This is a genomic window from Shewanella psychrophila (assembly GCF_002005305.1).
In the GTDB taxonomy this organism is placed as follows: Bacteria; Pseudomonadota; Gammaproteobacteria; order Enterobacterales; family Shewanellaceae; genus Shewanella; species Shewanella psychrophila.
Genome location: NZ_CP014782.1, coordinates 3,332,288 through 3,358,210, shown reverse-complemented (window position 1 = coordinate 3,358,210; position 25,923 = coordinate 3,332,288). Strand labels below are relative to the sequence as shown.

Annotated in this window: 17 protein-coding genes; 6 read left to right on the top strand and 11 right to left on the bottom strand. The window is 46.1% G+C overall.

Going from position 1 to position 25,923, the window contains the following annotated elements:
- Window positions 1-5: 5 nt before the first annotated feature.
- Window positions 6-443 (bottom strand): curlin, encoded by a 438-nt coding sequence (locus tag sps_RS14435; protein WP_077753173.1) that lies wholly within the window; start codon window positions 441-443, stop codon window positions 6-8.
- A gap of 481 nt (window positions 444-924) precedes the next feature.
- Between sps_RS14435 and sps_RS14430 the strand changes: the two genes are divergently transcribed.
- Entirely contained in the window at window positions 925-3,435 is a 2,511-nt protein-coding gene (locus tag sps_RS14430; protein WP_077753172.1) for a S8 family serine peptidase, read from the top strand.
- 133 nt (window positions 3,436-3,568) lie between these two features.
- On the opposite strand, the gene sps_RS14425 is transcribed toward sps_RS14430, so the two are convergent.
- Window positions 3,569-4,096 (bottom strand): DUF2059 domain-containing protein, encoded by a 528-nt coding sequence (locus sps_RS14425; protein ID WP_077753171.1) that lies wholly within the window; start codon window positions 4,094-4,096, stop codon window positions 3,569-3,571.
- Between the two features lie 58 nt (window positions 4,097-4,154).
- Entirely contained in the window at window positions 4,155-7,211 is a 3,057-nt protein-coding gene (locus sps_RS14420) for a M9 family metallopeptidase (protein ID WP_077753170.1), read from the bottom strand.
- A 420-nt stretch (window positions 7,212-7,631) separates the two neighbouring features.
- Here sps_RS14420 and sps_RS14415 point away from each other — a divergent pair, with 420 nt between their 5' ends.
- Together sps_RS14415 and sps_RS14410 are read left to right on the top strand one after the other, a co-directional pair.
- Window positions 7,632-8,675 (top strand): zinc-binding dehydrogenase, encoded by a 1,044-nt coding sequence (locus sps_RS14415; protein ID WP_077753169.1) that lies wholly within the window; start codon window positions 7,632-7,634, stop codon window positions 8,673-8,675.
- A 440-nt stretch (window positions 8,676-9,115) separates the two neighbouring features.
- Window positions 9,116-9,559, top strand: coding sequence for a hypothetical protein (locus tag sps_RS14410; protein ID WP_077753168.1), 444 nt, complete (start codon window positions 9,116-9,118; stop codon window positions 9,557-9,559).
- A 68-nt stretch (window positions 9,560-9,627) separates the two neighbouring features.
- On the opposite strand, the gene sps_RS14405 is transcribed toward sps_RS14410, so the two are convergent.
- The 7 genes from sps_RS14405 to sps_RS14375 all read right to left on the bottom strand — a co-directional run bounded on the left by sps_RS14405 (window position 9,628) and on the right by sps_RS14375 (window position 21,134).
- Complete coding sequence (locus sps_RS14405; protein ID WP_077753167.1) at window positions 9,628-10,662, bottom strand: aldose epimerase family protein; 1,035 nt, start codon at window positions 10,660-10,662, stop codon at window positions 9,628-9,630.
- 90 nt (window positions 10,663-10,752) lie between these two features.
- Window positions 10,753-11,919, bottom strand: coding sequence for a galactokinase (gene galK / locus sps_RS14400; protein ID WP_077753166.1), 1,167 nt, complete (start codon window positions 11,917-11,919; stop codon window positions 10,753-10,755).
- 370 nt (window positions 11,920-12,289) lie between these two features.
- A complete protein-coding gene (locus tag sps_RS14395; protein WP_077753165.1) occupies window positions 12,290-13,714 on the bottom strand; it encodes a solute:sodium symporter family transporter in 1,425 nt (474 codons plus the stop codon).
- Window positions 13,715-13,834: 120 nt separating this feature from the next.
- Window positions 13,835-17,062: a glycoside hydrolase family 2 TIM barrel-domain containing protein gene (locus tag sps_RS14390; protein ID WP_335695427.1), complete on the bottom strand. Its 3,228-nt coding sequence runs from the start codon at window positions 17,060-17,062 to the stop codon at window positions 13,835-13,837.
- Window positions 17,063-17,131: 69 nt separating this feature from the next.
- Window positions 17,132-17,362 carry a hypothetical protein gene (locus sps_RS14385; RefSeq protein ID WP_077753164.1) on the bottom strand — a complete coding sequence of 77 codons (231 nt, stop codon included), beginning with the start codon at window positions 17,360-17,362 and terminating at the stop codon, window positions 17,132-17,134.
- Window positions 17,363-17,538: 176 nt separating this feature from the next.
- Window positions 17,539-19,164, bottom strand: coding sequence for a cation:proton antiporter family protein (locus sps_RS14380; RefSeq protein ID WP_077753163.1), 1,626 nt, complete (start codon window positions 19,162-19,164; stop codon window positions 17,539-17,541).
- A 125-nt stretch (window positions 19,165-19,289) separates the two neighbouring features.
- Complete coding sequence (locus tag sps_RS14375) at window positions 19,290-21,134, bottom strand: protein-disulfide reductase DsbD (RefSeq protein ID WP_077753162.1); 1,845 nt, start codon at window positions 21,132-21,134, stop codon at window positions 19,290-19,292.
- Window positions 21,135-21,759: 625 nt separating this feature from the next.
- On the opposite strand from sps_RS14375, the gene sps_RS14370 reads away from it, so the two are divergent.
- Window positions 21,760-22,359, top strand: coding sequence for an FxsA family protein (locus sps_RS14370; RefSeq protein WP_077753161.1), 600 nt, complete (start codon window positions 21,760-21,762; stop codon window positions 22,357-22,359).
- A gap of 11 nt (window positions 22,360-22,370) precedes the next feature.
- Here sps_RS14370 and sps_RS14365 read toward each other — a convergent pair whose 3' ends face one another.
- Window positions 22,371-24,203, bottom strand: a complete 1,833-nt coding sequence (locus tag sps_RS14365; RefSeq protein ID WP_077753160.1) for a protein kinase domain-containing protein — start codon at window positions 24,201-24,203, stop codon at window positions 22,371-22,373.
- Between the two features lie 361 nt (window positions 24,204-24,564).
- On the opposite strand from sps_RS14365, the gene sps_RS14360 reads away from it, so the two are divergent.
- Both sps_RS14360 and sps_RS14355 read left to right on the top strand, forming a co-directional pair.
- Window positions 24,565-24,909 (top strand): hypothetical protein, encoded by a 345-nt coding sequence (locus tag sps_RS14360; RefSeq protein WP_077753159.1) that lies wholly within the window; start codon window positions 24,565-24,567, stop codon window positions 24,907-24,909.
- 228 nt (window positions 24,910-25,137) lie between these two features.
- The gene (locus sps_RS14355; protein ID WP_077753158.1) at window positions 25,138-25,812 is read left to right on the top strand and encodes a thiopurine S-methyltransferase; all 675 of its coding nucleotides are present in this window, start codon (window positions 25,138-25,140) and stop codon (window positions 25,810-25,812) included.
- Window positions 25,813-25,923 lie beyond the last annotated feature (111 nt).

Here is a 25,923-nt window from a genome sequence, read left to right as displayed (position 1 = left end):
CCCTGTTAATATTGAGTTATTGTGATTGCTGCCCCGTCTGCAATCTGTTCAATTGAAAAATTAGCGCTTCCCAGTTGATTGAGTTGAACCAAGTTGTCATTACCTATTTGAGTAATATCGGCTTGATTGCGCTCACCAACCTGGAGTAATTCCACTTCATTGTTATCACCGTATTGAGTGATATTCGCTTGGTTATCTAGACCTACTTGAGCTAGCTCTATGCTGTTGTCATGACCTGACTGCAGCAAGTAAGCCTGATTAAGTACACCCGATTGAACCAAGTTAATGAAATTACCTCGCCCGTTAGTTTCAAGTAGAGCTTGCAGAGTGATAGGTAGCTCGTAATCTTCACTATCTTGGCGATCTTGTGGCTCTTGGCTTTGAGCACAAAAACTACTTGATAGCAGAATGATGATGGATAGAGCCTTAGTTAACGCTTGCACTTAACACCCCTTTACGAGTTGCTTGTCATGACAATAAATGCGTAATACTTGCAAAAAATTGATTCTGACTCGCGATAAATATCTCTGACTTGGCCATGTATTTAGCTAAGCCAAATTTGATCTCCAAGGTACGTATCGATGAAAAATGCCGCAATCGGAAGAAGGTATATTTATTCAAATTAAATTAATAAACTTATAATTTGATGTAATTCAGTGAAAAATATGGTTTTTACCCTTAATGTTATTAAATATTCTTTAAATGCATAACCCCATCCGACTAGTAGTAAAGTTGTAAAAAATGTTAACGCTCTTTTAAATTTTGTATTTGTGTGGCAAAAATTCACGGGTTAATAAGTGCCGGTTATCACGCTGTGACATTCGAAGCTTGCTTATACCTTTAGGTATTAGCTCAAGGAATGTCGCAGTAAAGGGATGAAGTACCGGATTGGGGAATTTTAAAGGATTAATAGGAAACCAGTTTATGTTGAACAAACTGTCACCTCTGGCAATTGCCATTGCAGGGGTTATGGCTGTATCTGCGCCAGTACAAGCAAAATCAATTTCTAATCATGAGTATGTTAAAGACTCAATTCTCGTTGTTTATAAAGATAATACGACTAAGAGTGAGCGACTTTCGGCTCAGAGATTAGTGAGAGGCTCCATTCGGGATCTCAATGCTGATGGTATCGATGATAAATTTTCTCGCTTGCTCGATGGACGCTTAGCTAAAATGTCTTTGCGTTCAGGCGCAAATGTTGATGAGGCAATTAAGGTCATCAGTAAACACCCTGCGGTTAAGTATGCCGAGCCTAACTATGTGATAAAGGCCATAGGTACACCAGATGATCCTGACTTTGTCTCTCTTTGGGGCATGAATAACACAGGTCAGGATGGTGGAACGACCGATGCCGATATCGATGCGGTGGAAGCCTGGGATATCACTACAGGTGATACTAGCGTAGTCGTTGGTGTTATCGACACGGGTGTCGATTATAACCATGAAGATCTACAGGGAAATATTTGGACTAACCCTAATGAAATCCCTGGTAATGGTATCGATGATGACGGCAACGGTGTGATCGATGATGTTCACGGTTACAGCGCCATCAATGATAATGGCGATCCAATGGACGGTAACGGTCATGGTACACATGTATCGGGTACTATTGGCGCTAAAGGCAACAATGGTATCGGTGTTGTTGGCGTAAACTGGGACGTGACGATCGTGGGTTGTCAATTCCTCGATGCGGGTGGCTCAGGTTCTACCGAAGGGGCGATTGCCTGTATCGATTATATGACAGATCTTAAGATCAATCATGGTGTCGACATCAAGGCGACCAACAACTCATGGGGTGGCGGTGGGTTTAGCCAAGCGCTAAAAGACTCAATTGATTCAGCAGGCGATGCAGGCATCTTATTCTTCGCTGCAGCGGGTAACAGCGCGTCAGATAATGATGCTACTCCTAGTTATCCGGCAAGTTATGATTCAGATGCTGTGATGGCTATTGCCAGTACCGATAGAAATGACAATATGTCAGGCTTCTCACAGTGGGGCTTAACCAGTGTAGATATGGGAGCACCAGGTTCATCTATTCTATCGACGACTCCAGGTAATGGTTATTCGACCTTTTCGGGGACTTCGATGGCAACGCCTCATATGACAGGTGCTGCTGCTTTAGTTTGGTCTATTAACCCAGATTTGAGCGTTGCCGAGATGAAGCAACTGCTGATGGATTCAGGTGATACGAATGCTGACCTAACAGGCAAGACTGTTGCAGGTACTCGACTCAACGTAGCGACTGCATTGGATATGGCCGATCCTTCTCCAAGTTATCGCTTCACTGCAACGCCAGTGTCTCAAACTGTCGAAGCGGGTTCTGGCACCAGTTATGATTTCAGTGTCGGTAGTGTAGCGGGTTGGGATGATACAGTTGCGCTAACAGTTGCCGTTTCACCTGCACTCGATGGTGTGACTCTATCTACCGACTCTGTGATGGCGGGAGATATGTTTACCGTCGATGTGATGACTGCAGATAATGCGGCATGGGGTGACTACACCATTACCGTTTCTGGTGATGATGGCATGATCCAGAAAGACAAGTCAGTATCTCTGACTGTGCTTCCACAGGGGCTTGAAGACTTCACTTACCGCAATGACTCATCTGTAGACATTCCTGATAACGATGCAGCTGGTATCACCAGCACTATCGAGGTTAGTGATGAGGTGCAGATATTTGGTGTTAATGCCGATGTGAATATCACTCATACCTGGAGTGGTGATTTACTGGTGACTTTGACTTCACCAGCTGGCACAGAAGTTGTTCTATCTAATCGTGCTGGTGGCAGTGCCGATGACATCATCAAGAGTTGGGATCTAAGTGACTTCAATGGTGAGATGGTAGCCGGTACTTGGACGCTATTTGTTAGTGATAATGTTGGTGCTGATACAGGTACACTAAATAGCTGGGGTATGGTGGTTTCTGGTGTTGGTGATGCGGCTCCTGCTGCACCTGTTGCAAGCTTCGATTACAGTGTTGATAGCCTGAATGTGGCATTTACTAACACGAGTACTGATGCTAATGACGATATCGTTAGCTATAGCTGGAGCTTCGGTGATGGTTCGGTTTCTGCTGATATGAGCCCAAGCTATGTTTATGCTGCTGCAGGTACATACTCTGTGTCTATGACTGTGACTGATGCCGAAGGCAACGAAGACACAGCTATGATGGACGTTGAAGTGTTTGAGCACAGCATCACAGCTGGTGTTACACGAGCGAGAGTTTCACGTCGCGGTAGTGCACTTGTGGATCTGACATGGGATGGTGCTTCTGGTGAGTCTGTAACTATCTATCGTGATGGTGTCATGGTCGCAACTACAGATAACGACGGTCGTTACCGTGACCGTTTCACTAATGCTCCAGCATCGGTTGAGTACAAGATCTGTGAAACCTCTACTAGCCTATGTTCTGATCCAATTACGGCTCAGTTCTAAGTTAATAGATTTAAGGCACTTAGATGTGCCATAAGGAAACTATTCCTTGTTAGATTGCGGCCTTAGGGCCGCTTTTTTAATGGTTATTTTTGGGTTTTAAAAACTGGGAACACTGGTGTTATACCGATTGGTATTAGTGTTGGTGGCCGCTAGTGGATTGGCTAGGGGTATGGGACTTCTCAATGCCGCTAGCGAGCTCGAGTTGAGTGATGATTTGTTTGAACTCGCCCTGGATATTCCTCATCTCAGCTTGTACTAACTGGCTGGATTGTCTTAACGTAGTGGGCATATTTTTCAGATACTTTTTGCCTGTCTCGCTGCGGTAGAAGGCGGCAATATCCTTTAGCTCTTGCTCGTTGTAAGTGCTGGTATAGAGAGAAATAAACTCAGGTTGGATCCGTTCCCAGTTTAGCCGCTTGTTAGCGAGTTCGAAAGCCTGCTCCCTGTACTTGGTCTCAATCTCTCTATGGTCTTTCTTTAAGGGCAGATCTTTAACCAGATGAGCGTAACTGGCTTTAAGCTGATACATGGCTTGGGGGATCACGTCTTGAGCGAAGGTGGCATCTAATACTGACTGTGCAGCTTCTTGATGAGAGGTTTGATCCGCATGACTTGGGCTGCTGAAGATAAACAGCAGGGTTATAGGGGCTAGTATTTTCATTATAACTCCAGATAAGAAACCTAGCTCCTAAACTCTAGAAGCTAGGTTCCTTCATTAATTACTTCAGATCTGCCTGAATGGCCACACCCGAACTGGTTTGTTCACTCTGTAGAGTGATGTAGTACCAGCCTTCGATTGGGTTAGTCACAGTGAATGACTCACTGGTACTCGCCGCGTTAGTCGATGATGCCGAGTTAGACTGAGCACTAGGCCAGCTAGTGCCACCGTATAGGCTCACATCACCTGTTCCATGAGCTGTGCTCACTGTCAGCTCTGTGGTACCAGCATCAACCCACATGGTGTAGTAGTTCACGCCATCGGCTGTACAGATTGCTTCACCGGATGCGAGTCGTCCATCGCTCACAGGGTTGAGTGTCTGACAGGCATCACTGATGTTACCCGTAGCTGGTGGGGTAACTGGCGGAATAGTGCCGCCACCTAAGCTAACGTTAATGGTCGTGCCGCTGTACTCGGTATCGGTATCGACTACGATATAACGCCATCCACGGTTGGCTGTCACTTGGATAGACTCTTCGTTACCTGCGTTTGTAGAGCGGGCATGAGCATTGTTAGCATCGGCCCAGGTATTAGCGTTGTAATACAGGCTTGCATCGCCGATCCCACCCGATATTGTGATGGTTAGCTGAGTATTATCTTCTTCTACAAAAACATAGAAGCTGCTTCTACCGCCACTGATACACTCTTCTTTAGCGAACGTTAGCTGGCCATCACTCATGGTCGCAGCGCCGCAGTCGGGAGCTGGATCTGGATTAGGGTTTGGATTGGTTCCACCGCCTTGAGCCGGATCTGGATCGGCAAACACCTCTGTGGTGCTGACAAGAAGGTTAGCTCCACCAAATTCACCCGAGAGTGTCAGGTAGTGCCAATACTCATTCGGATTCAGGGTGACCTGAATTACCTCATGGTTACCATTTCCTATGCCGAAGCCATCGTTGACTTCACCGCTCGCCCAACCTGTGGTGCTGTAGTAGATATCGGCATCACCCCAGCCGCCGCCTGTCTTGATCCATAAGGTTTGGTTAGTTCTGTCGACATTGGCAAAGGCAAAGCTGGCTCTGCCATTTTGCGAGTCGATACACTCCATGGGTTGATCTATGACCAGAGATGCATCAGGCGTGTAGCGATAGGCTTCACTGGTTACGGTACATGGCGAGTAGTCTTTACTTATGGTCGAAACCGGACCTGTCCAGTTACCTTCTGTACCACTGAGAAGAGCGGCGGTATCGGATGGACCGTGGTCGACTATGCCGTTATCTACTGTACTTAAGCCACTGGTTAGCCAGCCGGTCCACTCGTTGTCATAGCGTGTACCGATACCATCCATAAAGGTTTGATATTCAGTATATTGATCATTTCTCAGGTAGGCTAAAATTTGATCCACATCGGCTTTATGATTCTCAAACATGAAGCGAACCGCCAGATAGCCCCAGCGATAAATACGGTCTTGGCCTGAGTTGTAGTTATTCTTGAATATAGCTGAAAGTGGGAACTCTCCGGTTTCACCTAAGGTGATTGCCGTCGTGTTGGCATCACGGTAAGAGATGTATTCGGCTAAGCCCTCGATCCACCAGATGGTATCAGCCGAGATCCCGCGGCTGAAATCACCTTGCAAGTTATAGCGGCCATCTAAGTAATGCACGTATTCGTGTTGTAGGTTCCAGATATGGAAATCGGGTCTGCGCCACTCGGCCTCATAGGCAATAAAGCGTGCCTGATTCTTAAGTCCGGCAGGCGAGCCCTCTAGATACATGCCACCATTGTTGGTTGCGATACCGAAAAAAGTCCCTGCATAGGACTGATAGTCGCTGGAGCTGTCAAATACGATCAGCTCTAAGGCGCTGTTGTTGTCATTTGCGACCGGGGTACGGTTAGTGGCCAGCTTAGTATGGAAGTAATTTTCCTGAGTACCTAACACGCCACATGCCCAATTCGCCTGATCTCGATACATACTCTGAGCACGCATCTTCAATGTGGAAGAACATTCCCAATTGAAGGTTAAGGTTTCAGCCTCAAGCTGCGCCTTGAAGCCGCAGATATTGTAGTAGTTACAATTACTGCGATCGTAGTAATCGGCCATTTCGGCCGCGGCCATCCAGACCACTTTCGAAGCATCATTCTTACTGCTGCTGTCGAGTACGGCCTTGACTAAGGTGGTGACTCGACTTTTCATCTCAGGGATGTGATACAGACGAGACATCTCACGAACAGCATTGGTTAGTACATATTCGGCATCGGTACCGACTAGGTGACGATTGGCTAATTGGAAATTATTCAGGGCATCGAGAATGGTGTGGTCCGTGGCATAGAGTGCCTTCATGGGCTCATCCCACTGGGCGCGGAACAAGGTCGTGAAAACCGAGTTTGCGGCGGCATTCATCCCGAAGTTAACTTCCCAGCTGGCATCAAAGCGGGTGAGTACTTCTTTGGTGATGTGATTGAAATCGGCGCCGAGTCCAATGGAGTCGATGAGGATCAGGGTTTCCTTCAAAACACCAGAATTCTCCGTTGAGACGGTCCAGATGTTGCCATTGTTGAAGAGGCTGGTGAGCTGAGTCTTGACATCAGACTTAACTGCGCTCGAATAGACCGGTACATCGTTAGGACTATAGAACTGCACATAGAGTGCGGCGCGCTGAAAATAGATCAACGATTCGATACCTGTAGAATCAACTCCGGTATAAGCAGGTGCACGGTCACGCACAGCTGCGGCGACAGAGCGCATATTAGACTCACTAAATAACGCAGTGGCGTCCGGGCCTTTTAAGTTATAGAGCGGGCTGACACATTGAGGATCTGAGCTCGCAAGTTCAGTCACCAGAGCATTGCCGCTAAGGCCGATAAATGCGCTGCAACCAGTAGCAGCCATAGGGCCACTTAGCCCAATAGGGCCAGGCGATGCGAATGTCGATGCAGTGTTAACCCAAGGGGAGCCGGTTAGGCTTGAGGCTAGAGTCGGTGATAAATTGGATGAAGGTAAGGATGTAGAGACTAGACTCGAGTCTAAATTACTCTCATCTTGGCTCACTTGTGTATTACTCATTGCACTGAAGCTTGTTGCTAAGCCAAGTGCGACGACCAGGGTATTAAGTTTCATGGGGTCTCCATTATTGTTGATTGCTCCAGAGGCCTAATTGACTCTGGAGATAACTGTCTGCTGAGCAGATCTTGTTAATCTTGTAGATAAAGAAGCGACCACATGCATGACATCTGAGATGCAACACTTTCCTTGGTTGACGGTGTAACATAAAGGTAACAATATAGGTGCGGAATATAATATACAATATAAATTTGATCGTTTTTTGTTCGTAATTAGATTGGTTCTATTAAGTAGGTATTTAACTCATTGATTTTAATTTAATTTTAAAGTCCATAAAAAAGTAGCATTTAATGCTAAAAATTTACTGATGGAACAGCCATTGGATCCAGAGATGGAAATCACTCACTTCGGATCTATTGATTCGAGTCATTAAGGGGTGTATGTATAAGAGAGCATAAATAGAAACCTCAAACGACTATGTCAAACATCTTACTACCCCAAGATTATCTTCATGTTGATTTCGATCATCCCGGCGACGCTGGTGTGATGTTTCTCAAGCGTTCTATCTTGCCCAAACTTGCTAAAAACCAGGTATTAATCAAGGTGGCCTATGCCGGTGTCAATGGCCCTGATGTCGCTCAGCGCAAGGGAGTCTATCCACCGCCTAAGGATGCTAGCCCTATTTTGGGTCTAGAGGTGGCGGGAGAAATCTGCGCGCTTGGAGATGAAGTAAGCCAATGGCAACTCGGTGACAAGGTTACGGCCTTAGTGCCGGGTGGAGGTTATGGCAAGTACGTGGCGACAGATGCTTGTCATTGCTTACTTATCCCCAAGGGCTGGACTTTGAAGCAAGCAGCCGTTATCCCGGAAACTTTCTTCACAGTGTGGGGTAACCTGTTTATGCGAGCGGGTTTGAAATCTGGGGAAACGGTGCTCATTCATGGCGGCTCTGGCGGAATAGGTAGTGCAGCGATAGCCTTAGCTAAAACATTCGGTGCTAGAGTCATTGCCACATCGGGTAGTGATGATAAATGTGATTATTGTCTGAGTTTAGGGGCGGATTTAGCCCTCAACTATCAGGATGATTTTGTTAAACCTGTGATGGAATACACCTCAAATATGGGGGTGAATGTGGTGTTCGATATTGCTGGTGGTGATTTTATTAACCAGAACTTGAAGGCGTTAGCCGTCGATGGGCGTATGGTATCTGTTGCAATGCAAAGAGGGTCACAGGCGCAAGTGGATATATTCAGGATCATGGCTAAGCGCATCACTTGGACTGGCTCCACATTGAGGCCGCAGAGCGTAGAAGCTAAGGCAAGTATTGCCGCGGAGTTACGGAAAAAAGTTTGGCCATTATTGAATATGACTCAAGAAGGTGAAGCTAGCACCAATAAGCTAGTGCCTAATATATCGGCGAGGTTCTCTCTCGCTGACTGTGTTAGTGCGCATCGACTAATGGAGTCGGGTCGCCACAGAGGAAAAATAGTGTTAGCGGTCCATGGAGAAGAGTTCGATTGAAATATTTTTGTAGTCTCATTGAAATCTCACTGTCATCTGGCTAGTTCAAACTCGTCATTACTGGCTTTACTTTTTGGCTAAGTAATTGAGTTTGACGCTGTTACTGATGCTGATTTGAATGTAATTATGATGAGTTTTCCTTTTATTTAGGCTGAGTCTAAGAAAGCCGCGCACATGGTTTATTTATTGTAGATTAAATTTTTTTTACACAGAAAAACTTGAATAACTGTGTCTTTAAGCTAAATTCGATATTGACTGAGATGTTCAGATCACAGGGCGACCTTACGGAAAAAGTAAGGTGATTTTCTTTTATCATGGGCAAACATTTGTACTTGTTGACCGAAACTACACCGGATGATCGTATTGGGTGTTATTAGTCTAAGTGGCTAGTGACGAACAGACTTCTTCCTGTATGTGTTGATTTAAGGGTATTGGCATATATGTATAACACAACAAAAACACCAGTATGGTATGGCGAATTAAGAACCGCTCGAGGCAATGTCATTGTGATTCATGACAAGCAGTTTCCTGAAGCTCAAGCGGGACGTATCTACCTCTATAATGCGGTGAGAGATACGATAATTGAGTACGCCGAAGAGATAGTCTCGGGAAATCTGCATGATCTCGATAAGGCAAGGATTAAGGCGGCAGAAGATACTTATGGTGCAGCCTGGGACTCGGCTCGTTCAGAATTTATGGAGAAGCATCAAGGGTGGGTTGAGGCGAACGCTACTAAGCATAAGCCGCTAATTACCAAGGCTAAGGCCAAAGTTAAATCGAAAAAGCAAGATGAGACCGCCAGTGACTCATCAGATAATGAGCCTGGCTCTGAGAGTCTGGACAGAGAGTTTGCTAACGGCTGGTCTGGGGGGCTCGAAGAATAATTTTCTCAACACTTGCCTGTCGAAAGAATGTAAGCGCCTAGGGTCTAAAGCCTAGGCGCTTTTCCATCTTAAAACGTATTAAATTCATAGCGACTGATATGGTGATAAACCTCTTCAGGTTTTATCCAGGGATCGGCCTCGAGAGTGGGTTGGTTGGCACCATCAGGAAGCTGTTGGGGTTCGATACAAATGGCTTGATGGGATTTTAGCGCTTGCCCACCTTTTCCCGGGTTGCCACCAAGGTAATTTGCTCCGTAAACCTGTACACCGGGCTGATTGGTATATAGGGTCATACTTCTGCCGGACTCAGGTGCGCTAAGGCAGCCAAAGCGAGTCATTTCTGCCCCCGAACAGTTCGTTAGATAGCAATGATCTATCCCGGATGTGGAGACAAACTCCTCACTATCCTGGGCGATAGAGAAGGCTTTAGCGCGGCGAAAATCCAGCAGAGAACCCGAAGTATCTGTTATTCCAGTGGGAATACCTGACTCGTCCAGAGCAAGCATGCTGGTGGTCTCTATCTGTAATTGATGACCTCTGTTGTTCGTTGAACCGCTACCCTCAAGATTAAAATAACTATGTTGAGTCAAGCTAATGGGGCAAGGTTTATTGACGGCGGCAAAGATCTCCATATAGAGATTATTTCCAACTAATCGATAATCTAACTGCACATTGCAGATCCCTGGGAATCCCATATCGCCATCTGGGCTAACTAAATTAAGACGAACACCATCTGGCAGTTGACCCATATGCCAGCGCTTGCGATTAAAACCTTCGCTCCCTCCATGGAGGCAATGACTCGCCTGATTGATATCAAGCTGATATTCATCATCACCGAAACTCATCCTGCCATTGGCTATACGATTTGCATATCTACCGGCGATGGCACCTAAGTGAGCGTCTTGTTTAAGGTAATCTTCGATAGAGTCACAGCCAAGCACGATATTTCCACGCTCGCCATGACGATCTGGAGTCCATAAAGAGCGTATGATGCCACCTAAACTCAAGACTTCTATGGCGATGATGCCATTATCTATCCTGACACGTTCAATTTGACCCCCACGAGGATCGGTCCAGGAGTCTAGCGGGCGAAAACGTACCATGGGATATCCTTAAATTGAATTATGTGCAGTCAAAATTCTGGTTCCTAGGCCCTAAGGCCTAGGAGCTAACTCTAGTCATCTTAGTTATTTTTAATAAACCTCTTCATCTACTCGTGTCGCGCCAGCACTAGCGGAGCAGAGGTAAACTGTGGCTTCTAATCCTGTTTTAGTCGCGTATTGACTCTCAATAGCTTCGACTACTGCATCAGTTAAGGCGTGATCCACTAAGGCGACGATACAACCACCAAAGCCTCCACCTGTCATTCTCACGCCACCGCGCTCGCCGATGACTCGTGAGATGATTTCGACTAAGGTATCGATTTCTGGCACAGTGATTTCGAAATCATCACGCATAGAGGCGTGGGATTGTGCCATTAACTCGCTTAATTTAGTTATATTTCCGGCTTCTAATGCATGGCTGGCATGTTGGGTTCTGCGGTTTTCGGTCAGCACATGCCGTGCACGTCTATAGCAGACATCGGACAGTTCAGATTTAGCCGCTTCAAGTTGGCAGAGTTCTACGTGCCTGAGGCTCTCAACTCCGAAGTGTTCGGCGACGGCCTCGCATTGTTCACGTCTTAGGTTGTATTCCGAGTCCACCAGCCCACGCTGCACATTTGAGTTCACTATGATAAGACTCAAACTGTCAGGAATATGAACCGGCTCACTGTCTAAGTCTTCACAATCGATGAGCAGGGCATGATCTTGTTCACCTAGGGCGCTGATCATCTGATCCATGATACCGCAGGCGCAGCCGACGTATTGATTTTCACCGCGCTGAGCCATCTGAGCTACCGCTAAGGGCGAAAGCCTAAGCTGGCTGCAATCGTTGACAGCGGTGCCGAAGGCTACTTCTAAGGCCGCCGACGATGAGAGGCCTGCGCCTAACGGCACATTACCAACAACTGAGATGTCTAATCCTTTAGCTGTGAGTCCAGTAACTGCCATCGCTGCAGTGAATCCTTTAAGGTAATTAACCCAGCCATCATCAGGATCCATCTTGCCTTCCTGACCGAAGGTCCACTCTTTAATGTCCCCAGGGAAAGCATCTGATACGGCGCGATAGATATCATCATCTCGACGTTTGACTGCGATAACCGTATGAAAATTGATGGCTGCTGGTAAGACAAAGCCATCATTGTAATCTGTGTGTTCTCCGATCAAGTTAACCCGACCAGGAGCCAGGTAAAGATCGTCTGCAGTTGTGCCAAAGGTTTGCACAAATAATTTGTTCGCGCGCTGTGCGGGATTCGACATGCTTTAAAGCTTCCCTTATAAAATAGTTTGCTTAATAACTGCCATTAGGCAGAAGTTTAAATACGGCACTTGTTGGCCGCTTTATCTTACTTGCTTGGTATCTAGTTTATGTATCACCAGCTAAATATGTAAATAAATATTACATAGGTTTTTATAGCATGAGTAAGACGGGGCTGTAACTGAGTTTTTCGACATTCTTATGCAAAATGGCTCAATCAATAAGTTTGGGCTGATTTTTACATCTTTTCATAGGTTAACTCGTCGGTTTAGGGATAAGTTTCAGCATAGAATAAAGAGCGACAACTCACTAGCTCAGCTAGCTAAGTTCGCTCTTTTTTCATCAAGACATTATGAGTGTCATCGATTAGACCTAGCTCTCTGTGACTGCTACAGGCGCTATCACTTGGTCTCCGAAGACAAATTTACTCAATAACAGGGTGACTAAGATGGTCGTAAACAGGGTGATCGCCATCATATGTATGAAGTGAAAAGGACTCCAAACGAAGGTGAATATGGCGTAGACAAGTACACCAAAGACTAGGCCAATCTTGATCGCTTTTGCGTGAACATTCTTAAACACCAAGGCACAGATAAAAGCGGCTAACACAGGCATAGAGTAAAGGCCGTTGAGTTGCTGCAGCAAGGAGATGATACTCTCAGATTGTGCAAAAATAGGAACCAAAGCGACCGAGATTAAGGTGAAGACTAAGGCTACACGCGTGCCTATCTTACGCACGTCTGCATTTGGGTTGATGTAGTTTTGGTGAATATCACAAGTATAGAGGGCTGCCGCCGAGTTAAGGCAAGAGTTAAATGAGCTTAGCACAGCGCCTGCAATCACTGCGGCGAAGGCGCCGGATAACCAAGATGGCAATAAGTCACCAACCAGCCTCCCATAAGCGACATCGCCCACATCACCATATAACTTGAAGGCGACAATGCCAGGGAGCACAACAATGAAAGGCACAATTAATTTCATCACCACCGCGGCGTAAAGACCTTTCTGCGCTTCTTCGACAGACTTGGCAGCCAGCGCTCTTTGGGTGATCACCATATTGGTTCCCCAATAGAAGATCTGAATGAACACCATGCCAGTTAGCAAGGTATGCCAGGGTATGTCTGAATTATCATCGCCAATCAGGGTGATGCGTTCAACCGGGATACCCGAGAGATCCCAGTTAATAGCGTTCATGGCTAAGTAAGAGACAATAATTCCCATGGCTATCAGGCCTATGCCGTTTAATGTGTCTGATATGGCAATGGCTCTGAGGCCGCCGAAGATGGCATAAACGGCGCCAACAACGGCGAAGATAATGGCCAACATGGTGACGGATATCTGTAGGCCAAACATAGACTTCATAAACAGAGAGCCAGTGTAGAGCACCACAGGTAACAAGATGAAGGCATAACCTAGCATAAAGAGCACCGAGACCATGGCTCGAATGCCCTTATCATTGTACTTGCGCTCCAGCAGCTCAGTGGTGGTCGTACAGTTATATTTGTAGTAGATAGGGATGAGCCATTTTGCCAGAATGATCAGGCCGATGGCGGCACCGATTTCCCACCAGGCAACGAGCAATGCCTGAGCACCATTCATGCCGACTATCTGCTCGGCGCTGATGTTTGTCATCATCAAGGATCCTGCTACGACCACCCAACTTAGGCCGCCGCCAGCTAAAAAGTAATCTTTACTGTCGTTGGCATCTCGTTTGATGTTGCGGCATTTTAGATAGGTAATGAGTCCCACCGTCGCCGTTAGGCCAAAAAATATGACCAGTTGAATGATCTGTTCCATCTTGATTTCCTTTTCTTATTCTATGTTTACACTAATATTTTTTAGACTAGAGTAAGCCCGTGGCTATTAAACCAGTTGTTAAAACCAGTGTCTAAGGCAACAGGAATACTCAGATTTTAACTAGTCTCTGGCTAGCTGCTGCAGTTGGCTACTGGAATCGATGGGCACAAGTCTAAACTCAAAGAGCATGGGCTGGGCCTGAATATGATATTGCTTATGTACCGGTCTACCCCATGAGGTATCACCGCCAACCCCCATTTGTTTGTAATCGATATTCCAGGTCACAAAATCCCGAATTGGGATCTCTGCGCCATGGTTTTTAGTGACTGGTACTAACCCCGAAGCCGAGCTTTGAGCATGATGGGATCTAAAGTCGATATCGGTTTGAGAGAAGGGCCATAAGCTGGTCTGTAACTCTTTAGCGGCGATGGCCATTAAGCCGCGACCTTCATTATTGGTTACGGCTGCATATCGTACCTGAGTGCGTTGGCCTGTCTCTTGTGGGCGAGAATAGCGGTGGTACAGCTTTTCGATAGGCAATTGATACCAACCGAGTGGATTGCCCGTGATGCGATCGGCGTAGGTTTCTTCCGGTCCACGACCGAAGTAACTCATAAATCGTCGATCGAAAGGCAGTCGAGTGCTGAAGCCAAATCTGGGAAGATCCGCTAGCACCTTATCACCCGGTTTAAATTGACTCTTTATCACTAGCTCACCCTTGGTATTGAGCTGGTAGAGGCTGATTAAGCTGAAGCCGAGTGTAGGGTGGACTTGGATCACCCTAAGGCCCTTGTTTTTGATCTGTTCAATAGACTCAAGTTGAAGCTCAATGGCAGCATCTTGCCAAATATCACCCCACTTAGGCAGGCCATTACCTAGGTCATTATCTGTCGGTGCTCGCCAGAAGTTTGCCATTAAGGGCGCGCTTATCTGAGATTCACCGCCTGTGTTCACTTGGGTTAGCCAGCCTGTATCCTTCGAGATGGCATAACTGTTATCTTTCTGGCTAAGCAGCCATAAATCATCTTGTTCGCTAATACGGCTATTTTTGTCGAACTCGCTAATTGAAGGTGAAGCCTGCTGGATCTTAATCTGCTCGAAAGCCAATCTGTGGCCTGAGGGCAACATGGGTTGCGGGCTATCGACCAGAGCGGTGACGAGCAGGTGATAATCGTAGCGTTTATCGAGATTTAGTGTTTGCTTAGATGCGAGATTAAGCTCAATAGTTTTATTCTCATTGGCTGGAATGATTGGCATCTTCATCTGGCCGCTGCGGATCGATATGCCATCTTGTTGCAGTGACCAGCTAAGCGCTAGGCCCGAGGTGTCTTTGAAGTCGTATTTGTTACTCAAGGTAAATTTTACCTCGGCGGTATCTATGTGGAAGTTGTCGAATCCAATGGGTTGATACACCTTTTTTACCTGGCTCAAGTGTGGATGGGGGTTGCGGTCGGGATCCACCAAGCCGTTATTGAGAAAGTTGCCGTCAGTAGGCATATCCGGCTCATAATCCTTGCCGTAGGCCCAATATTTTTGGCCTTTATCATTGGTAAAGGCCAGTGATTGATCGACCCAGTCCCAGATAAAGCCACCTTGAAGGTTAGGGTACTGCTCTATTACATCCCAGTAATCTTGTAAATTACCCACAGAATTACCCATGGCATGGGCATATTCGATCATGATCAGTGGCCTGTCGCTGTGGTTTTTTGCATACTTTTCTATGCGTTCGATGGACGGGTACATGGGGGCGACGATGTCGGTATAGGCTTGTGTGCCTGCTGGTTCATACTGTACTGGACGGCTGGGATCTCGCTGTTTTACCCAATGATAAAGAGATTCAAATAATTTTCCTTCGCCCGCCTCGTTGCCTAATGACCAGATGATGATGGAGGGATGATTCTTGTCACGCTCTAGCATACGCTCAACTCTGGCCTTATGGGCCGGCAGCCAGCTCATCTCGTTGCCGAGCTGAGTCTTTTCATCGATCGCCAGAGGATGGGACTCGATATTGGCTTCATCTATGATATACATGCCATATTTGTCAGCGAGTTGCAGCCAGTATGGATCGTTAGGGTAATGGCTCGAGCGCACTGCGTTGATGTTGCTTTGTTTCATCAAGCGTATATCTTTTTCCATGCTCTCACGACTGACCACATGGCCAGTTTCTGGATCGGTTTCGTGGCGGTCGACGCCGCGTATCGTGATGGCCTTGTTGTTGACCAGTAGTTGGCCGCCTTTTATTTCGATATGGCGAAAGCCTATTTTCTGACTACTGGATTGGAGTAATTCACCAGTCTTGTCTCTTAGGCTGATGATAAGCTGATACAGTTCTGGTGTTTCGGTGCTCCACAGTTGCGGCTGCTTAACAGCAAACTTGAATAGTTCATCTCTCTCATCGTTTAAATTGAGTGATTTAGTTCCCTTAGCGATTTCAATGCCTGTGGGAGTGAAGAGTTGGTAATCTAGGGATACTCTCTGCTTTTTATGGTGATTCTTTAATTTGAGTGTCAGTGCCATATTGGCGCGGCTAAGATCGACGCTGAGCCGATAGCTTGCATCTATATCGGCAATTCTCTGTTGCTCAGTTGCGTAAAGATATACATCTCTTTCTATGCCGCTCATGCGTAGCATATCTTGGCTTTCAAGATAGCTGGCATCACTCCAGCGGATGATCTTCATCGCGATCAGGTTCTTACCTGTCTTTAGGTAAGTTGTGATATCAAATTCGGCTGGAGTCTTAGCCCCTTGGCTATAACCCACTTCTTTGCCATTGACGAACAAGGTGAAGGAGGACCGTGCGGCTCCTACATGGAAGAAGACCTGCTTTGCGTGCCAATTATCGGGCAAGGTTATTTCCCGTCGGTAACTGCCTGTGGGATTGTGCTCGGTTGGTGCATTTGGCCAGGTCGTAGTGAAGGGATAGCGTTCATCTAAGTAGATGGCATGACCATAGCCTTGAGTTTCCCAGTTACCGGGAACCTCAATGGTGCTCCAACCTGACTTATCGAAAGAGGCACTGGCAAAATCGGAAGGCGCGGATTTAGGATTTTTGGCGTAATGAAATTGCCAGATCCCGTTAAGATCTAGAAAGTTACTGCTATTGCTGTATTCATCTTTAGCGGCATTGCTCACAGAGCTGTATGGAAAAAAACTGGCATGGGGAGCTTCTTTGTTTACTTCAAAGAGGGTGTGATCTTGCCAACGTTCGGCAGCCAAGGCGAGCTGAGCGGGGAGACTCAAGCAGATAAGGCTGGCGGTTATCAGGCGAGTCAGCCTAGTTTTCTTGTGGGGAGTAGAAGTCGACTTTTTTAAGGTTAACTCTTCAGCCATCTGTGTGTTAATTATCAAGGTTAATATTCCTTTGTTATTGTTATCTTTTTGATTTATTAGATAATAAAGTTTGGATTGTTCGTGCTGCTATTTTCTACTCCAGACGATGGCAATATGCTTTAGATCTGGGCTGACAGCGCTGAATTCAGGCTGATTGTAATAGCCTTCGCAATTCGATACAGGCTTTGGCACACCAAGCTGCCAGATGGAAGTCTGCTGATCAAGATGGAGAGGATAGACCCAGATACCATAGCCAGCAGCGATAGAGGGGGAGGTGACTAAGGTGCTGGATAGCGCGCATAGCCTGTAACAGGGCACCAGAGCGCTTGCTCTGACTAGAGAAATAAACGCGCGGTGGAGTGGGTATGTTAGTTTGTATTAACTCTGTGTTGGCTTGGTTCACAGCAAAGTATTTCCCATCTTATGCAGATGAGAAATACAATACTAGATTGTTGGGATAATGTATACAATGTCTATATTTCTTGAGTGTACATTTACCCTTTGTTCTTTATCTCTTCGGCGTTAGATAAGGCCACATGGGATTCTGGCAGCAAGTCATTGACCACATGATCGACAAAACCGGCACCAGCTGCTTCATATAAATTGTAGATACTGTGGACTCCAGACTCCTTTAAAGATTCTGCATCTTCAGTATATTGAACGATAGCACTGAGTTTTCCCTTGTAATCTAGCCTGCGTAGTTGTTCGGCGGCAAATAAGTTACCTATATGATGGGGCATGGCCAGCAATACCAGTTCAAGGTTAGGAGCATATTCGAGTTTTTCCCAAAAATCGGTATCTGAGGCATCTCCCTGAACTACATGGCGCCTCTGGCCTTTATGATAGTCGACCAGATCCTGTTTGTGTTCTATGCCTAAGATCTCGCCATCGAACTTAGCGCTGAGTTCATCGTATGCACCGCTGCCTATTCGCCCCATCCCTAAGATTAAAAAGCGTGGATTACCAACTGGGATCTGGCGATCTTCAGGGTGCAAAGGATGCTTTTCAAGCTTCTGTAATTTACCTTGGTATTTCTGATATAGGCGACTGGAAATTGCATTTAAAGGCGCGGCAAACAGGAAGCTAATACTCAGGGCTACGGCTAAGATCACTAGCCACTGAGACGGTAACCAACCTTTGGTAGTTGCAACGGCTGCAACAATAAGACCAAACTCACTATAGTTGCCTAAGTTAAATGAGGTCATGAGTGAGGTGCGGGATCTCAGTTTGAAACGGGTCAGTAGATAGAGGAACAAGCCGATCTTCAATGGGATAACTAACACTAAGATGGTCGCCAGACCTATGTCCGAGAAGCTAGGCAGGCCGTTGAGACCTACGGTCAGGAAGAAGGCGACCAGGAAGAGCTCCTTGAAATAAAACAGAGACTTGGCTAGTTCAGAAGATTTAGGGTGACCCGCGAGTAAGATTCCTATGATCAGTGCACCTAAGTCGGGTTTCAGGCCGACAGTTTCAAAGAGCCAACCACCGAGAACCAGAGCCATGACTAGGCCAAACAACACCAGAAGCTCTCCATGACCGACACGATCGAACACCTTGTATATAAGCGGCTTAGCGAAGGGAAGTAGGAGTAAGCCAAAAGCCCATACCGAGGGGATATCTCCTTTAGATATTGTCAGGAAGGCGACAGCGAAGATATCCTGCATGATGAGAATACCTATGGCTACACGGCCATAGAGGGACTGCATGTCACCCTTATCTTCCAGCACTTTTACGGCGAAAATGGTACTGGAGAAGCTTAAGGCAAAGGCTAGCAGGGCTAGCTGATTTAAATCTAAATCCGTGAGTTGATCTAGGCCTATGAAGCCTAGTAGTTTGAGTAATGGGATGAAAAAGAGCATGGAGCCAATCATGTGTAGGCTCGAACCTGCCCACACCTCGGCCTTAAACAGGCTCTTGATGTCTAACTTGAGGCCGATGGCGAAGAGCAACAGGGTGACACCTAACTCGGCGAGCTGCTCGAGCAAGGGTAGACTGGACTCATCTATGCCAAACAGAAATAACACAAATCCCGCGACAAGGTAGCCAATGAGTGGTGGTAGTCCTACACGACTGACGAGCATGCCACAGGCTAGAGTAATAATGAGTATGGCGGGTTCCATGATGCTCCTGAATTGGTTTGAGTTAACTACCTCTTATTGTATAAGAATTCGGTGAAGTTTAAATGAATATTATGGCTGAGGAGGAGAAGAACCTAGATTCTAAGATCTAGAACCTAGGTTCTGTATCACTGACTCAGAAGTATATCTAAATGTTGTGCAAACTTCGCAGGCTTCATAAAGCCTGTGACTCTTAAGTCGTCTCGGCTCTGGCCAGATGCATCGAACATCAAGAGTGTCGGTAGCCCTAACACATCATAGTGCTCCAGCAGCTCGATATCGATATCATCATTTTTAGTGACGTCGGCTTGAAGGAAGACAATGTTGGCCAGACGCGCCTGAACCTGCGGGTCTTTGAAGGTGATGGCCTCAAACTCCTTACAGGCTACACACCAATCGGCATAGAGGTCTAACATCACTGGTTTGCCTTGAGCCGTGGCTTTCGCTACTTCGGCGTTCAAGTCATCCAATGACTTGATGCGCTTATGAGATATGTGCTGCTCTGAGACCGCCGATATTCCAGGGACTTGATGACCTAAATGAGTCATCACAGCCTGAAAACCGTAGGAGAAGCTGGCTAGTAGCATCAAGGTCAACAGAACGGAGCGGGCTGTCTGCTTCCAATTAAACTCGGTGAGCTTGTTTTGATGCATCAAGTAGCCCACTAAGGTAACAGCCCAGATAGACCAGAAGATATCTGAGATCAGTCCAGGCCAAATCCGGCCAATCATCACGATAGATACGGCGATAAGCAAGAAGCCAAATATAGTCTTGATCACATCCATCCAACTGCCGGCTCTAGGCAGTAACTTACCACCTGAAGTGCCTATGATCAGCAGAGGTAAGCCCATGCCCATACTTAGCACGTAGAGCGCAAGGAATCCCTGTAGCAGGTCACCTGTCTGGGCGACATAGATAAGGGCGCCAGATAGTGGAGCGGTAGTACAAGGTGAGGCTACCAGGCCCGAAATCACCCCCATCATGAAGACGCCAATCACATTGCCGCCTTTTTGGTTATTGGAGAAGTTGTTCATCTTCTCCTGCCACTTGGAGGGGAGTCTTAACTCATAGAGGCCAAACATAGACAAGCTGAGTACGAAGAATAAAATTGCCAGCACTATCAGTACTGCGGGGTGCTGTAACGCGGCCTGATACTTCATACCCGCAGAGGCTACTACCAAGCCAACTAATGAGTAGGTGATCGCCATACCCTGTACATAAACCATCGACAGGCTGAACGCTTTAGCGGTAGACAGTTTCTTGCCTTGGCCGACTATAATCCCGGATAGGATGGGGTACATGGGGAAGACACAAGGTGTGAGTGCCAAGCCTATACCTAAGCCGAAGAAGATCACTAAGGTCCAGATTAGGCTGTCGCCAGACAGCATCTGACTCAGGCTATCTTGTTGGGTAATTGGAGCCCGGGAGCCTAATGAGTCAGGATTAGATTGCGTATTAGCAAGCTTTTCTCCTGTGGGAAGCCCATCATTGAGTAAGCCATCATTGGCTTTGATCTCACTGAGTAAGGCGGCTTTCTTGGTCGGAGGGAAACATAGTTTACCTTCGGCACACCCCATAAAGGTGACGTTAACAGAGCTGCCTTCGCTAGCTTCTCCGATAGCGATGGGGATCTCGACATAAGAATAATAGACTTCTTGCTTGCCAAAATAGTCATCTGTGTGATCTTTTCCCCGTGGAATCGACATCTCACCTAATGTTGCACCATCGGCTTCAAACTTGAGTTTGTCGCGATACATGTAATAGCCGTCGGCAATGACCCAGCTTACCTTGAGTCGATTGCCTTCTTGACTGAAATCGAAGACGAAGGCTTCATCCACAGGCATCAACTTAGGCTCATCTTTGAGGAAGTCGAATTTATTGCTGCTAAAAATCCCTTCGCTGTGCGCTAACGGCGTTAACAGCAGTAAGGAGGTAAACACTAATGAAATAGCTAAGGTGACTAATTTTTTCATGGTTGCGTGGCTTATTGTTCCATTTAAAACAGACGGTTAATTTGGGCTGAACATTCGGTGATCCAATAGAGGAACTTCGAGTCTGCACATAGTATCAAGTTTCACGTATCCAATCTAAGTAAGCTGGTAAGCCTCCAGTGATCGGAAGTGTGATTAGCTGATTCTTGAGTAGGACATGTGGTCATGACTAACAGAAATCATCTTGCATCTTTGAGTGACTCTCCCATCGGAAATTAAAACTGGTTTAAGGAACATTAGTGATTTGAGTGTGTTCAAACCCAATAAAGCCCAATAGTACTCAGTAAAACGTCGTACTCTAACGTGTTTCAACCGCTTATACGTCATACTTTACGTTTTTTAAGGCGTGCTTGCATTATGGCATTGTTAAAATAGTGAGCTTTAGCTGGTTTGAACACTTCAAGGCCATTGCAAATTGACTCATACTCATATTCAATGCTCGGAAGTTTATTTGCCAATTTTATTGGTGAGCGAATAGCTCGCTATTTGCCATGGTTCTCCCAATGTCTTATTTAAGTCTTACTTGAAAATAGACCCGTATACCCCCATTTAGGTTTCATAGTGGGTAAAAAAATGTTTATTCATCGTCAGTATCTGTGAGGTCAGTGTGTTTTTTCTTTTATTAATTATTTTCGTACTGGTGCCGGTCATTGAACTGAATGTCCTGATCAGTGTAGGCGAATCCTTAGGTAGCTGGACTACCGTAGGCTTGGTCTTCTTAACTGCTATCGTTGGTGTATCTTTGGTTCGTAGTCAAGGGATCAGTACATTAATGCAGGTGCAACAGAAGCTATCTCGCGGTGAGGCTCCCGGGCAAGAAATCGTCGAAGGTATGATGTTGGCGGTAGCGGGTTTACTGCTATTGATCCCTGGATTTGTTACCGATTTTATTGGTTTACTGCTCTTAACCCCTTTCACCCGTATTCCCGTTGCGGGCTTTTTATATAAGCGTATGCAGGTAAAGGTTGCCGCCAATGGTGGATTTCAAGCTGGATTTGGACCAGGTAGCTCGAATGGAAGCCATCAGGGCGGTAATCCATTCGGAAATTATGGTCAAGGTCCTAATGAGGGCAACAACCCCGAAGGTGGAGACACATTCGATGGGGATTTTGAACATAAAGCTGATCCCAGTGATAAGCGTCCCGAGAGTCATCAGATCCACGATGGTAAAGAAGACAATAAGGAAGACCAAAACCCTAGGAACTAGCCCCTAGTACTCTAGGAACTGATTTTCGGATTTTTCGGATAAAAATACTCTTCCCTGCAATTTATATGGCTAAATTTGCGCGTATTCTTGTAGGGAAGCTTCATAAAGCCTGATACCCCTTTCCCCTGAATCTTACCTACATGACTCAATATTCGGTTTAAACTGGCGCGAAATGCCGCCTGTTTCCTGGGATTGAGCAATCTGAGGTAACTGTGAATTTTCATGTGATTAGGTAACACCTCGAAGATGATGCAGCCTGTGTGGTGGATCTTATTTATCCAGGCCAGTTCGGTCATGATTTCAGGTGGTAGCTCAAGGTTTTCGTCCGGATCTCGGCCATCTTCGAAATAAGAGTGTAGGCGAGACTTATCTTCCTGTGATGGAGCGCTGCCGACCTCGAATGGCAGTTGCTGTTCAGAGTCGATATCAAACGGTGTGTTGGTGTTGTCCCGTTCCAGATGAAGTGTGTCACGGGCATTGAAGAAACACGCCTTGAAAACACCTATGCGTCGGATGCCTCTGGCTAGGGTCACCATGTTATTAACGGCTAAGGTCAGCGCCTCTTTCTCATGGACGTTGTAAAGTGCCAGGTTTGAGTCAACAAAAATGCCGGTTTCTCGCCAATGAACAGCTAAGCCACCGACTATTGAATATTGACTTATTCGGCCTACCGCAGCGATAAAGCCTTTCTCTGTGTCTCCCATGCCCGCCATAAAGTTACGGTAATACTTTTCCAATTGTAGATCGTCCATCTTCTCAATGGGCTCTTCGGTGTTGTGCTCCTTAAGGAATGACTTCCTAGAGCTATAAATCACTGTTTCTACATCTCGGTCCTGGGAGAGTTCCCAGATAGGTATCTCTTCAATTAATGCAGGCATAGGGATATCTGGTAGGTGCAGTCTATGGCTGTGCAGCATACTCTTGAGGAAGTAATCACCGGCACGCTTACGTTGCTCTGGTTCATCACTGAGCATGCCGTCTAAGGTTCTGGCCAGTTCTACCGGCAGGCCAATTGAAGTGGCTTTAATGACCTTGCTGCCAAAGCGGCTGGATTGTCCTGATGCGATAGCATAGAGGGTCGCTGCCACGCCTTGTTCATCGAAGCGAGTGCTGGATAGTGCACCGTTTAGTTGTTCCTCACCGATAAAATAGACATCGCCCATTCTGGCGTTGGTATGCTGATGATCACTTGAGAGCAGGTCCATGACGTTACCATTGACCGGGTTCCCTTGAGCATCCCGTTGGGCGAATACGGCCGAGCCCCAATCTATGAGGGAGAGGTGATTATTTTTAACATCATAGACTAAGTTTGAAGGCTTGATATCACCGTGAACTAAGGGGCGTCCATGGTGAAGATACTGAAGTATATGGGCAAGTTGCCGGGCAATGCTCATTACCATGTGAGCGGGTAATGCGCCGCGTTTGAGGCAGAGCTGTTCCAGATCTTCTCCAGGAGCCCTAGCCATGACTAATATTCCTTGCTTACCGGAATGGGCAAACTTGATGGCTGGTGGGACATTAGGATGCTTGACCTGAGCCAGCATGAAGGCCTCTTCTTCCAACCTGTCTTGCACATTTTGGGGCAAGGTGACCCGAGAAAATTTAAAAACATGAGATTCACCTTGGGGGTTAATCCCAGCAAATACGAAACCATAGGCACCTTTACCCACTAGCTCTAAACCGACATAGCCCAACTTTCCTAACTGCTGTTTACATAATCTTATCCAGGCTCTGTGCTTTCTGGCGTCGTTTGCCTTGAGCAAATAAATGGATTGCTCTTCTGATATATAGAAGTGCTGCAGCTGCGGAGTGGGTTTAGGAGTCGTCTGTTTTGATGTGGCCATTGAGAAAAATAACGCTCATTCGCTGAAGTAAGATCGAGAGTCAGTCTATACCCAAACGATCTGGAAATACAAAGTGTGAGGCTCATAGCTATCAGCTGGTTAATCTATGAAATAGGTTTTTCAATATGCATCTTAAGTAACTAGCTTAAAACTGTTGTTGAGATCCTTTATAGAGTTAGCTTCTTAAGATAGGTTTTTCCTCCTATGGCATTTTTTCGGGGCTGTTATTGACCTAAATCAATTCAGCTTTAAACCTTGGGATGTAATCTTTAATTAATAAAGTGCTTAACTGCCGACGAATCTGTTGCATTAGCACATAGTCTCAAGCCTTGCAGCAAGGCATCATTGAAGAGGAGGGTATATGCCGGAGATGGTTAAGGCCCGATTAATTGAATTACTGGAATTTCCTAGAAAACGCATCCTACAATCTATGGAACTGAACTCCTGCCCCCATGCTGGATTTTTTAATACCAGCGATGAGCAATGTTTAAACTGTCATCAAGGCATGGAGTGCACTTGGATGAACCATAATGATGAGCTGGTCGCGGTTGAACAAAAGTCGGTGAAAGAAATTAAGCAGCAACTGCTTATCGCCGTCGACTTTATTGACTCTAATCTCACACCCCACCACCTATCCAGAAGAAACTGCGAATGTGATAATTGTTCTTGGCTAAGGCAGACACAAAAGCTCTTGGCGATAGATTAATCTGAGCCAATCTTTGAAGATTGACTCAGATTATTGTTTTAGTCTCACTTCTTTTACTATTTTCTATTTTTACGACCAAGCCTGAAGCCAAGCTTTACATACAAGCTGTGTTCCTATTAGAGTATCGACCAAAGATAGTTCTGGCTCTTCAACCTCGAGTTCTTATACAGATTGGTATGACTCGTACCGGGTTGAAGCTGATTAATACCAGTTATATAGGACGGCAATATGGAACCCGGTTTTTGGCATAATAAGTGGGATGCAAAGCATCTCGGTTTTCACTTGGGTGAGGTCAATGCATTATTAATAAAATATTGGCCTGAATTAGCGTTAAATAGTGTCAGCTCAGGCAGTGATATCAATGTGTTTGTTCCCCTGTGTGGTAAGTCTCTCGATATGTGTTACTTAGCCGAGCAAGGTCACAATGTACTGGGTTGTGAGTTGAGTCAAAAGGCGGTTGAGCAGTTTTTCTCTGAAAATAACTTGTCTCATCAAGTCGAAAAATTAGGCCGGATGAATAAGTTCACCACCGAGCAGGTGACCATATTACAGGGGGATTTATTTACCTTAGACCCCGAGCAGTTTACCGAAATCAATGCATTTTATGATCGCGCGGCATTAATCGCTTGGCCCGAGTCTATGCGCCTCGCCTATGTAGAGAAGATTTCTGCACTGATACCGCCTAAGAGTGTCGGCTTGTTGATCACCTTAGATTACCCTCAAGAGGCGCTAAAAGGCCCGCCATTTTCCGTGTCTAACGATTGGGTGATGGCAAATATGTCTGATTTATTCGAGATAGAGAAACTCAGTTGTGATGATGCTCTGGCGGATAATCAAAGGTTTGTGAATAAAGGCGTACCTTGGCTGACTGAGTCGGTTTATAAGCTCAAAAGAAGATCTTAGATTTTAGGGGGGAGAACGCTTCGCTACGAGTACGTTCTCTGACTCACTTCGAGAACGCCAACAAGTTGGCTGCGAGAGAAGATCAAAAGTTTTTTCTCGCAGCAGCTTTGC